The organism is Pectobacterium sp. HCp5_1 (assembly GCF_032905925.1).
Lineage (GTDB): Bacteria > Pseudomonadota > Gammaproteobacteria > Enterobacterales > Enterobacteriaceae > Pectobacterium > Pectobacterium brasiliense_A.
Window position 1 is genome coordinate 1 of the sequence record NZ_JAUMIO010000004.1, and the last position, 12,040, is coordinate 12,040.

Consider the following 12,040-nt stretch of genomic DNA (forward strand, 5'->3'; position numbering starts at 1 on the left):
TCACTGGGGAAACCAGGGACAATCCCGACGAAGCTGAAGAAAATGCGGGAGAATGTGAAGCAATTTATCCTGCCAGAAAAGAGAAGACGGCCCAAAGAAAGGACCGTTCGGATCTCAAAAACCCAGTATCCCGTTCACTCAAAACATCTTAAGTGAACGGTGTTAGCCAATTGGCGGGTTTTTGTCTATAGAAACCAGAATTACTCGCTGGCCGGTGTAGGCTTGGTTGCTGGCGCAGTTGACTGGTTAACTGCGGCATGACCACCTGCCGAACCTTTTCCTGAGAACGGATAGGCAGGACGAACCCAATCACTGTGTCGAGCAGGCTCCACCTGGTATGCTGGCGCTGGCGCTTTAGTCATTGGCGCTGTCGCATGGAGCTTATAACGAGGTTGCTCAGCAACGCTTGCTGCTTTTGCTACGCTCGGTACAGACGCTTCCACAATCGGTTGTGCGCTGATAGCAGATACTGGCTCATCCTGAATGTGTTGTGGCGAGCTGACTTCCTGAACTGCGGAAACTGCAGGGGTAGAAACCGGTTCTGCCAGATCGGCTTTCTCAGTTGAATCAGCGATGCTATCTGCTTGCTGCTCTTCTGCGACCGCTTCGGTAGGTACGTTTTCAGCCACTGTATTTTCAGAGGCAACAGCGTCAACGGTTTCTTCAGCAACCTGAGTCGCCACAGTATCAGCAGGTTGTGCTTCCTCAACGGCATTCACAGCAACTGCAGCGATAGCATCATCGATAGCGGTGTTCTCGGTAACTGGCTCGGCGACGGTTTCTTCGCCTGCAGTACTCACCTCGACATCCACTACATTGCTATCCTGGATAACGTCGGCAGATTGTGCTGTAGCGGTTACAGCGGCTTCTTCCTGAACCACGGCTTCAGTAATCGCAACGTTTTCAACCGTATTGGATTCCGCAGTGTCAGCTTGTGCAGTCACTGCGGCTTCGACAACGGCAGGTAACAGCGGTGTTTCAATTGCTGCAACGTTCTCGTCCTGCTGTTGGCTTTCAGCCTGCTGTGGCTGTGCAAGAGGATAGCTAACCCACACTTTTCCTGATGCCATTTCTGGTGATGCGGCGGCAAACTCCAACTGCATTGGTGACTGAGACGGGTAACGCTCGTCACGATAGCGACGACGGCGCTGGCCGCTAACACGCAGGTGACGCGGAGAACGACGTGAACGACGTGGCATACCGCCATTCTCGCCATTGGCACGATTTGCATCGTTCTGCTCGTTATCGACCTCGTTATTGTCTACCGCTGCATCGCTTGGCTTGACGTAAGCTTGAACCTGCTCAGATGGTGCAGCGACAGGTGCGGTGCTATCGGAGAGGGTATCTTGTTGAGCATCGGACTGAACGCGTACTTTCTGCGTCAACTGACGGCGTTGGCGACGCGGCATAACCTGAGTCGGTTTATCCTGCTCGGCGGCATTGTCATCAGAATCATCAATAACTGGCTGTGCTTTTGCCTCAGCCGGAGCCTGACGGCGATCATCTTGACGACGACGCTGACGTTCAGCACGTGGTTCACGACGCGGCTGCTCTTCCGAATTGGACTTCTCCGCATTTTCCGCTGCGCGGGTGTCAGTAACCGCTTCCTCGTTTTGTCGCTTATTACGGCGCTGCTCATCACGCTGTTCACGATTGTCACGATTGTCACGATTGTCACGAGAGCCACGATCGCGGCGATTATTACCCTGACGGCGTGAGTTCCGGCGTTCAGGGCGCTGACCTTCAGTGGATTTCTCTTCTTCGGCCTTCTTATCGTCAACGCTATCCGCTGCTTTTACCGCAGGCTCGGAAGCAAAGACGCTTTTTAAGGCGCTGAACAAGCGGCTAACGAAGCCTGGCTGAGCGACTTCCGCCGGTTTCGCCGCCGCAGGCGCTGCTTTGGCAATCGATGGTGCAGTTTCCTCTGGCATTTCAGCCATGCTAAACGTTGCTAACGCAGGTTGTTCAGGCTGTTTACGCTCGATAGTCTGTTCGTCTTGCAACTGCTGCGTTTCCGTTTCCAAACGCTGAGGCAGCAAATAGCTGAGCGTCGGTTTTTCTTCGCCTTTACGGACGCGAACAACGGAGTAGTGCGGCGTTTGCATACCGTCGTGTGGCACGATGATCGCGCGCACGCCGCCTTGACGTTTCTCAATGGCGTTAACGGCATCACGCTTCTCGTTCAGCAGATAAGACGCAATCTGGACTGGAACAATCGCGTGGACTTCTTTGGTGTTTTCTTTCAGCGCTTCTTCTTCGATCAGACGAAGAATAGACAGTGAAAGTGATTCATTGTCACGAATCGTACCGGTACCGCTACAGCGCGGGCAGACGTGGTGGCTGGATTCACCCAGTGAAGGGCTCAGACGCTGACGCGACATTTCCAGCAGGCCAAAGCGGGAAATCCGGCCGATCTGAATACGTGCACGATCCTGACGTACAGAGTCACGCAGGCGGTTTTCAACTTCACGCTGGTGACGAACCGGAGTCATATCGATGAAGTCGATAACGATCAGGCCACCGAGGTCACGCAGGCGCAACTGGCGGGCAATTTCGTCTGCGGCTTCAAGGTTGGTATTGAACGCGGTTTCTTCAATATCACCACCGCGCGTCGCACGGGCGGAGTTGATATCGATTGCTGTCAGCGCTTCGGTCGTATCGATAACGATAGAACCACCGGACGGCAGGCGAACTTCACGCTGGAAAGCCGATTCGATCTGCGATTCGATCTGATAGTGGCTGAAAAGTGGGATTTCACCACTGTACAATTTGATTTTGCTGCTGAAATCAGGGCGACCCAGCGCAGAAATATGTTCTTTCGCCAGATCGAGAATTTTTGGGTTGTCGATCAGGATTTCGCCAATGTCCGGGCGAAGATAGTCGCGGAATGCGCGGACGATCACGTTACTTTCCTGATGGATCAGGAACGGTGCAGGGCGGCCTTCTGCGGCTTTTTTGATCGCGTCCCAGTGTTTCAGACGGAAAGCCAGATCCCATTGCAGTGCTTCAGCGGATTTGCCCACACCAGCGGTACGAACAATGAGCCCCATGCCATCGGGCAGTTGCAACGATCCCAACGCTTCTTTGAGCTCGGTACGATCGTCACCTTCGATACGGCGTGAAATACCGCCCGCACGAGGGTTGTTTGGCATTAAGACCAGATAGCTGCCTGCCAGACTGATAAAGGTGGTCAGTGCAGCGCCTTTGTTGCCACGCTCTTCTTTGTCTACCTGAACAATGACTTCCTGACCTTCACGTAACACGTCTTTGATGTTAGGACGACCGTGGGAAGAATAGTTGCTAGGGAAGTATTCGCGGGCGATTTCTTTAAGAGGGAGGAAACCGTGTCTTTCAGCGCCGTAATCAACAAAAGCCGCTTCAAGACTAGGTTCGATACGAGTGATTTTACCTTTGTAGATATTTGCTTTCTTCTGCTCATGACCCGGACTTTCGATATCCAAGTCATACAGCCGTTGACCATCAACCAAGGCAACACGTAACTCTTCCTGCTGAGTTGCGTTAATTAACATTCTTTTCATCTTCAACTTACTCGTTATTTTTACTTGCATTATTGATAGAGCTGCGGACAAAAGAACCGCATGACCGGAGTGAACCGATGGTCTCGTGGCTTATCGCAGGGACGTCAACCTCCCGGTTGTCGCCTGCATAGAGACGCATGTTTCGGTAGCCTGTGTTTCCTGATGGAAAACAGCGCATTTACTGAGGGAACAGCTTCTGAATTATGTCGCCAGATCTGATTCCATTTGCCGGCCAAGCTGCAATCCGCAGCCCGCTAACTGCTTGATTTCACATTACGTCTTACGCCATTGCTGCGTGTGTGCGTCATCAGGCAAATTTAATAATTCCGCAATTTCCCCTTGTTTTATCGGAAATCCGCGTGGGAAACGCAAAAGCATTATTCCACTGCTGATACCGTTATAGCAAGGTGACTTTGCCTGTCTGTATAAAGATAGTTCTATTGTTATCACCAAAACGGACAGGGTTTGATGCTATAGCCCAACTCACCCGTCCACTTACTCGACAATGCAACAATATCTTCATAAGTCAGATACACAGTTAAGCACAGAAAAAGAAGTGGCGCTATCGGGTTGCTCTATTTAGAATCGCGCATCATGAAAACAGATAATCCTTCAGTACAATTTGTGACGATCTCCGCAGATGAAGCGGGGCAGCGCATCGATAATTTTTTGCATACCCACTTAAAGGGTGTGCCTAAAAGCATGGTTTACCGTATCTTGCGAAAAGGTGAGGTAAGGATAAATAAGAAACGGGTCAAACCTGAGTATAAATTGCTCGATGGTGATGTCATCCGTATTCCGCCCGTTCGACAGGCAGAACGCGATGAAACCCCTGTTTCTGCCAGTCTTGGTAAAGTGGCGGCGTTGGCCGAGTGCATTATTTATGAAGACGACTACCTGTTGGTGCTAAATAAGCCCTCGGGTACTGCCGTGCATGGCGGCAGTGGTCTAAGTTTCGGCGTGATTGAAGGGCTGCGTGCTTTACGCCCGGAAGCGCGTTTTCTGGAGTTAGTACACCGCCTCGATCGCGATACCTCTGGCGTTTTGCTGGTCGCAAAAAAACGCTCGGCCTTACGTTCTCTGCACGAACAGTTGCGGCTGAAAGGTATGCAAAAAGACTATCTGGCGCTGGTTCGTGGCCAGTGGCAGTCTCACTGCAAGGTTGTTCAGGCACCGCTGTTGAAAAATATCCTGCAAAGCGGTGAGCGCATCGTACGGGTAAACAGCGACGGTAAACCGTCAGAAACGCGCTTTAAAATAGAAGAACGTTTTGAACACGCGACGCTGGTGCGGGCGAGCCCTGTTACCGGACGTACGCATCAAATTCGTGTACACGCCCAACATGCTGGGCATCCGATAGCCTTCGATGACCGTTACGGCGATCGCGAATTCGATCAGCAACTGGCGGTCACGGGCTTAAAACGTCTCTTCCTGCATGCGCAGGCGCTACGTTTTGAACACCCGAACACGGGTGAGACACTGAGAGTAGAAGCCCCATTGGATAGTGGGCTGCGTCGCTGTCTGCAGGTGCTGCGCAAGACAAAAGCATAACTACATATATCTACATACTTTTATCTGTCGGGATAGCCGCTTCATCGGGCTATCCCGATTTACTTTACATCGTCAGCGGATTCACGCCTTCCTTTTGTAGCATTTGCGTTAGCGCGATCAATGGCAATCCAATGAGCGTATTAGGATCGCGCCCGGATAGTCGTTCAAAGAGGGTAATACCCAATCCTTCGCTTTTAAAGCTGCCCGCGCAGTTCCACGGCTGTTCTTTCTCCAGATAACCGTCAATTTCTGCTTCCGTTAGCGTACGGAAATGCACGTCAAATGGCTCAGCAATGCTCTGCATTTCCTGAGTTGCACTATTGAAGAGCGCTAAACCCGTAAAGAAGGAAACACACTTTCCGCTGGCCTGCTGTAACTGGCGTGTTGCGTTACCCTTATTATGTGGTTTTCCTGTTATGGCGTTCTCCAGAACGCAAACCTGATCGGAACCGATAATCAGGTGATTGGGGTAGTGCGCGGCCAGTGTTTGCGCTTTGCTTTCAGCAAGACGGATCACGAGATCGACGGCGCTTTCGCCGGGATGAGGAGTTTCATCGATGTCTGGCGATGCGCAAATAAAGGGGATCGCCAGCTTTTCCAACAAGGCCCGGCGATAAGGTGAGGTTGAGGCGAGAATAATCTGCTGCATAATTTTTTGATAAACCGTAGCGTAATGATGAAAGGCATTTTAAACTGTGCGCCGCTCTGGAAGCGAATATTGGTGAAAGGTGGTGCATCACTGCCTTTTTCTTTGACTCTATGTCGTTACGACGTTAATATGCGCGCCCTATGCAAAAGGTAAAATTACCCTTAACCCTTGATGCGGTCCGCACTGCTCAGAAGCGTTTAGATTACGTTGGTATCTATTCAGCTGAACAAGTAGAGCGTGTTGCCGAATCAGTGGTGAGTGTGGATAGTGATGTTCAGGCCTCTTTATCTTTCAATATTGATAATCAGCGTCTGGCGGTGATTGACGGTAACGCTGACGTTACGGTCACACTGATGTGTCAGCGTTGCAGCAAGCCGTTTGAACATCAAGTCCATGCGACATTCTGTTTCAGCCCGGTCGTCAATGATGAGCAGGCCGAAGCGTTACCGGAAGCGTATGAACCGATCGGCGTTGATGAATTTGGCGAAGTCGATCTGCTGGCAATGATTGAAGATGAAATAATTCTGATGTTGCCTATCGCCCCGGTGCATGATTCTGAACACTGTGAAGTGTCCGAAGCGGATATGGTATTTGGTCAACTGCCTGCAGAGGCGGAAAAACCAAATCCGTTTGCCGTATTAGCCAGTTTAAAGCGTAAGTAATTAAGGAGTAAGGTCCATGGCCGTACAACAAAACAAACCTAGCCGTTCCAAACGTGGTATGCGTCGTTCACATGATGCGCTGACTACCGCTTCTGTATCCGTAGATAAAGTTTCTGGCGAAACTCACCTGCGTCACCACATCACTGCGGATGGTTACTACCGCGGTCGCAAGGTCATTGCTAAGTAATTCTTGCGAATTATTTGCAAGGCAATACCTTGACACGCCTAACTCTGGCGTTAGATGCGATGGGCGGGGATTTTGGTCCCTGCGTAACAGTGCCTGCTGCATTGCAGGCACTGGCTTCTAATCCAGCTCTCAATTTGTTATTAGTCGGCGATCCTGCTGCAATAACGCCATTACTTGCCAAAGTCGATTCTGATTTACTTTCCCGCTTAGAGATTGTTCCGGCGGAGTCGGTTATTGCTAGTGATGCGAGGCCATCGCAGGCTATTCGTGCGAGCCGTGGTACCTCAATGCGTATAGCGCTTGAGTTGATTAAAGACGGTAGGGCACAGGCCTGTGTGAGCGCTGGCAACACGGGGGCGCTTATGGGGCTAGCCAAGCTCCTGATTAAGCCACTGGAAGGAATTGAGCGACCTGCGTTAGTGTCAGTATTACCTCACCAGCAACACGGAAAAACAGTTGTGTTGGATCTGGGGGCGAATGTTAACTGTGACAGCACGATGCTGGTTCAGTTTGCCGTGATGGGCTCAGTGATGGCAGAAGAAGTGCTGGAACTGACAAATCCTCGGGTCGCGTTGTTGAATATCGGTGAAGAAGAAAGCAAAGGGCTAAGCACTATCCGTGAAGCAGCGGCACAGCTAAAAGAGGCACCATCAATCAATTACATCGGTTATCTGGAAGGCAACGATCTGCTGACTGGTAAAACGGATGTGATGGTCTGTGACGGCTTCGTGGGTAATGTCACACTGAAAACGGTGGAAGGCGTGGTAAGGATGTTCCTGTCACTGCTGAAATCTCCAGCTTCAGGCCCTGGGCAAAAACAAAAGCGATCCTGGTGGTTGAAATGGCTAGGGCGTTTGTTACAAAAACGCTTATCAAAGCGTTTCGGTCATTTGAATCCCGATCAATATAATGGCGCATGCCTGCTAGGATTACGGGGAACTGTAATCAAAAGCCATGGTGCAGCAAACCAGAGAGCGTTTGCGGTTGCTATTGAACAGGCAATGCAGACGGTACGGCGGCAGCTTCCCGAGCGGATTGCCGCTCGTCTAGAAGCGGTATTACCCAAGAGTGACTAAGCGTACATGTATACAAAAATAATCGGAACGGGCAGCTACCTGCCTGAAGAAATCAGGACGAACGCTGATTTAGAAAAGATAGTGGAAACGACGGACGAATGGATCGTCACACGTACTGGAATCCGTGAGCGCCGTATTGCTGCGCCGGATGAAAACGTGGCAACCATGGGATACCGTGCCGCGCAGAAAGCGCTGGAAATGGCGAATGTCGATCCTTCTGAAGTCGGTCTTCTGATTGTTGCTACAACATCATCAAGCCATGCTTTCCCTAGCTCCGCCTGTCAGGTTCAGCAACTGCTAGGGATCAAAGATACGATTGCCTTCGATCTGGCCGCTGCGTGTGCAGGTTTTACCTACGCGCTGAGCGTTGCCGATCAATATGTTAAAAGTGGTGCGGTGAAATATGCACTGGTGATCGGTTCTGATACGTTGTCACGTACATTGGATCCTGAAGATCGCGGCACGCTGATTCTGTTCGGTGATGGTGCGGGTGCCGTGCTGTTAACGCCGTCAGAGCAACCGGGGATTCTTTCTACCCATCTGCATGCCGATGGCCGTTATGGCGAACTGCTGGCGCTGCCGCATCAGGATCGTAACCATGCGGATACGCCTGCTTACCTGACGATGGCGGGTAATGAAGTCTTTAAAGTGGCAGTGACTGAACTGGCACATATTGTTGAAGAAACGCTGCAAGCGGCTCAACTGGATAAAAGTGAATTAGATTGGCTGGTGCCTCATCAGGCTAACCTGCGTATCATTAGCGCCACAGCGAAAAAGTTGGGTATGGGGATGGACAAGGTGGTTGTGACGCTAGATCGTCATGGTAATACCTCCGCAGCCTCTGTGCCTTCAGCGCTTGATGAAGCGGTGCGTGATGGGCGTATTAAACCAGGGCAACTGGTGCTGCTTGAAGCCTTCGGTGGCGGTTTTACCTGGGGTTCCGCGCTGGTTCGTTTTTAATTAAACAGGATTGTGATATGACGCAATTTGCAATGGTGTTTCCCGGTCAGGGATCGCAGACGGTAGGGATGTTAGCTGAACTTGCAGTAGAATACCCGATCGTCACCGAAACGTTTGCTCAGGCTTCTGAAGCGTTAGGTTATGACTTGTGGCAGCTTACCCAGCAAGGGCCGGCTGAAGAGTTGAATAAAACCTGGCAGACGCAGCCTGCATTACTGACCGCTTCTGTTGCTATCTGGCGTGTCTGGCAGCAGCAGGGAGGAAAAACACCTGCTTTGATGTCTGGTCATAGCCTCGGTGAATATTCCGCACTGGTTTGCGCAGGTGTGTTGGATTTCCAACATGCCGTCCGTCTGGTTGAACTGCGTGGCAAACTGATGCAGGAAGCCGTGCCAGAAGGCACGGGCGCGATGTATGCCATTATCGGGCTTGATAACGAGGCCATTGCCAAGGCGTGTGAAGAATCCGCGCAGGGGCAGGTGGTATCTCCGGTAAACTTCAATTCACCGGGTCAGGTGGTGATTGCTGGCAATAAAGACGCCGTTGAGCGTGCTGGTGCTGCGTGTAAAGCTGCGGGGGCGAAGCGTGCGCTGCCGCTGCCTGTCAGCGTACCGTCACACTGTGCGCTGATGGAGCCAGCAGCGAAGAAACTCGCTGTTGCGCTGGAATCCGTGACGTTTAATTCTCCGGCCATTCCCGTTGTCAATAATGTTGATGCACGCATCGAAACCACACCGGAAGCCATTCGCGATGCGCTGGTGCGCCAGCTTCATTGCCCGGTACGCTGGACTGACTGTGTTGAATTTATGGCTTCTCAGGGCATTGAGTCGCTGTTAGAAGTCGGGCCGGGTAAAGTATTGACTGGCTTAACCAAACGAATCGTCGATACCCTGACAGCAGCTGCGGTGAACGATCCTGCTTCTCTATCAGCGGCGATTGAGAAATAAGAACGGAGAAGACAATGAGTTTTGAGGGGAAAATTGCACTGGTTACCGGTGCAAGCCGTGGTATTGGGCGTGCCATCGCCGAGACGTTGGTTGCCCGCGGGGCAAAAGTCATTGGTACCGCAACCAGCGAAAAAGGTGCTGAAGCTATTAGCGGCTGGCTGGGTGAGAACGGTAAAGGTTATATGCTGAATGTTGCTGATGCAGCATCAGTAGAAAGCGTATTAGCAGAAATTCGCGCAGAATTCGGGGAAATTGATATTCTTATCAATAACGCGGGCATCACCCGTGATAACCTGCTGATGCGTATGAAAGATGATGAATGGCACGATATTCTGGATACCAATTTAACGTCGGTATTCCGCATGTCTAAAGCAGTGATGCGTGCCATGATGAAGAAACGTTTTGGCCGGATCATTACCATCGGTTCTGTTGTGGGAACGATGGGCAATGCAGGACAAGCTAACTACGCGGCAGCGAAGGCGGGACTGATTGGATTCAGTAAATCCCTCGCGCGTGAAGTGGCTTCTCGTGGTATTACGGTCAACGTTGTCGCGCCTGGTTTTATCGAAACAGATATGACTCAGGCATTGACAGAAGAACAGCGAGCAGGCATTTTGACGTCGGTTCCAGCTAACCGACTCGGTGATGCTAAAGAAATCGCCAGTGCTGTTGTATTTTTAGCCTCTGATGAAGCTGCTTACATTACTGGCGAAACATTGCATGTCAATGGCGGCATGTATATGATCTAAAAAGCTCGAAAACTATTTGCATTATTTGCGGTGATAACCGCAAAATAGCACAAAATCGTGGTTCGACCAGCCGAGATTTTGTTGCATCTTTTCAAACATTTTATACACTACGAAAACCATCGCGAAAGCGAGTTTTGATAGGAAATTTAAGAGTATGAGCACTATCGAAGAACGCGTTAAGAAAATCATCGTTGAACAGCTTGGTGTTAAGCAGGAAGAAGTCGTAAACAATGCTTCTTTCGTTGATGACCTCGGCGCTGATTCTCTTGACACTGTTGAGCTGGTAATGGCTCTGGAAGAAGAATTTGATACTGAGATTCCAGACGAAGAAGCTGAAAAAATCACGACTGTTCAAGCAGCCATTGATTTCATTCAGGCTAACCAGCAGTAAGCGAACATATCTAGGCGGTCACTCGACCGCCTAAGTTTTTTTGTCCCGCAGTGTCTTTTTTCTTTCCCTCCCTGGAGGATAAGCGTGTCTAAGCGTCGAGTAGTTGTGACCGGACTGGGCATGTTATCTCCTGTCGGCAATACAGTTGAGTCTACCTGGAGTGCTCTTCTTGCCGGTCAGAGTGGTATCAGCCTGATCGACCATTTCGATACTAGTGCCTACGCAACGCGTTTTGCTGGCTTAGTAAAGGATTTTAATTCTGAAGAATTCATTTCGCGTAAAGAAGCTCGCAAAATGGATGCCTTTATTCAATACGGTGTTGCTGCTGGCGTTCAGGCTATGCAGGACTCCGGTTTGGAAGTAACGGAAGAGAACGCCCCGCGTATCGGTGCGGCGATTGGTTCCGGCATCGGCGGTCTGGGTCTTATTGAAGAGAACCATACTGCGCTGGTGAACGGTGGCCCGCGTAAAATCAGTCCGTTCTTCGTGCCGTCAACCATCGTCAATATGGTGGCTGGGCATCTTACTATTATGTACGGACTGCGTGGCCCGAGCATCTCTATCGCTACGGCCTGTACGTCTGGCGTGCACAATATTGGTCAGGCTGCTCGCATTATTGCTTACAACGATGCGGATGTGATGTTGGCCGGTGGTGCAGAAAAAGCCAGTACGCCATTGGGCGTCGGTGGATTCGGTGCCGCCCGTGCGTTGTCTACGCGCAATGACAATCCTCAGGCGGCAAGCCGTCCGTGGGATAAAGATCGTGACGGTTTTGTACTGGGTGACGGTGCTGGCCTCATGGTGCTGGAAGAGTATGAACACGCGAAAAAGCGCGGTGCGAAAATCTATGCAGAAATTGTTGGATTTGGCATGAGCAGCGATGCGTATCATATGACGTCTCCGCCGGAGAACGGTTCTGGTGCTGCGCTGGCGATGGAAAATGCGCTCCGTGACGCGGATCTGTCAACGAGCCAGATCGGTTATATCAACGCGCATGGCACCTCTACGCCTGCGGGTGATAAAGCTGAAACGCAGGCCGTGAAATCCGTATTTGGTGCAGACGCCAGCCGTGTGCTGGTGAGCTCCACAAAATCCATGACGGGTCACTTGCTCGGTGCGGCAGGCGCGGTAGAGTCTATTTTCAGTATTCTTGCTCTGCGCGATCAGGCTGTTCCGCCAACGCTCAATCTGGACAATCCAGATGAAGGCTGCGATCTGGATTTCGTGCCGCATGAGGCGCGTCAGGTCAGCAATCTAGAATACGTACTCTGCAACTCTTTCGGCTTCGGTGGAACCAACGGTTCTCTGATCTTCCGTAAAGTTTGATTG

Annotated in this window: 11 protein-coding genes and 1 pseudogene; 10 read left to right on the forward strand and 2 right to left on the reverse strand. The window is 51.1% G+C overall.

Annotated features, from left to right (window positions below):
* Positions 1-156: pseudogene (locus Q3A88_RS04110) on the forward strand (IS4 family transposase); the annotation flags it as partial.
* Between the two features lie 44 nt (positions 157-200).
* Here Q3A88_RS04110 and rne read toward each other — a convergent pair.
* Entirely contained in the window at positions 201-3,539 is a 3,339-nt protein-coding gene (gene rne, locus Q3A88_RS04115; protein WP_317177457.1) for a ribonuclease E, read from the reverse strand.
* 594 nt (positions 3,540-4,133) lie between these two features.
* Between rne and rluC the strand changes: the two genes are divergently transcribed.
* Positions 4,134-5,090 (forward strand): 23S rRNA pseudouridine(955/2504/2580) synthase RluC, encoded by a 957-nt coding sequence (rluC, locus tag Q3A88_RS04120; RefSeq protein ID WP_317177458.1) that lies wholly within the window; start codon positions 4,134-4,136, stop codon positions 5,088-5,090.
* 64 nt (positions 5,091-5,154) lie between these two features.
* Here rluC and Q3A88_RS04125 read toward each other — a convergent pair whose 3' ends face one another.
* Positions 5,155-5,739 carry a Maf family protein gene (locus Q3A88_RS04125; protein ID WP_110164033.1) on the reverse strand — a complete coding sequence of 195 codons (585 nt, stop codon included), beginning with the start codon at positions 5,737-5,739 and terminating at the stop codon, positions 5,155-5,157.
* Between the two features lie 140 nt (positions 5,740-5,879).
* Between Q3A88_RS04125 and yceD the strand changes: the two genes are divergently transcribed.
* The 8 genes from yceD (at position 5,880) to fabF (ending at position 12,037) form a co-directional block, all read left to right on the forward strand.
* Positions 5,880-6,401 (forward strand): 23S rRNA accumulation protein YceD, encoded by a 522-nt coding sequence (yceD, locus tag Q3A88_RS04130; protein ID WP_039275632.1) that lies wholly within the window; start codon positions 5,880-5,882, stop codon positions 6,399-6,401.
* 16 nt (positions 6,402-6,417) lie between these two features.
* Positions 6,418-6,588 carry a 50S ribosomal protein L32 gene (gene rpmF / locus Q3A88_RS04135; protein WP_005970518.1) on the forward strand — a complete coding sequence of 57 codons (171 nt, stop codon included), beginning with the start codon at positions 6,418-6,420 and terminating at the stop codon, positions 6,586-6,588.
* Between the two features lie 29 nt (positions 6,589-6,617).
* Positions 6,618-7,664: a phosphate acyltransferase PlsX gene (plsX, locus tag Q3A88_RS04140; protein WP_110164032.1), complete on the forward strand. Its 1,047-nt coding sequence runs from the start codon at positions 6,618-6,620 to the stop codon at positions 7,662-7,664.
* A gap of 6 nt (positions 7,665-7,670) precedes the next feature.
* On the forward strand, positions 7,671-8,624 hold the full coding sequence (locus Q3A88_RS04145) for a beta-ketoacyl-ACP synthase III (protein WP_317177459.1): 954 nt from the start codon (positions 7,671-7,673) through the stop codon (positions 8,622-8,624).
* A 17-nt stretch (positions 8,625-8,641) separates the two neighbouring features.
* Entirely contained in the window at positions 8,642-9,571 is a 930-nt protein-coding gene (gene fabD / locus Q3A88_RS04150; protein WP_317177460.1) for an ACP S-malonyltransferase, read from the forward strand.
* A 14-nt stretch (positions 9,572-9,585) separates the two neighbouring features.
* Positions 9,586-10,320, forward strand: a complete 735-nt coding sequence (fabG, locus tag Q3A88_RS04155) for a 3-oxoacyl-ACP reductase FabG (protein ID WP_010276180.1) — start codon at positions 9,586-9,588, stop codon at positions 10,318-10,320.
* A gap of 154 nt (positions 10,321-10,474) precedes the next feature.
* Entirely contained in the window at positions 10,475-10,711 is a 237-nt protein-coding gene (acpP, locus tag Q3A88_RS04160) for an acyl carrier protein (RefSeq protein ID WP_005970506.1), read from the forward strand.
* Between the two features lie 84 nt (positions 10,712-10,795).
* Positions 10,796-12,037 (forward strand): beta-ketoacyl-ACP synthase II, encoded by a 1,242-nt coding sequence (fabF, locus tag Q3A88_RS04165; RefSeq protein WP_110164030.1) that lies wholly within the window; start codon positions 10,796-10,798, stop codon positions 12,035-12,037.
* Positions 12,038-12,040: the final 3 nt, after the last annotated feature.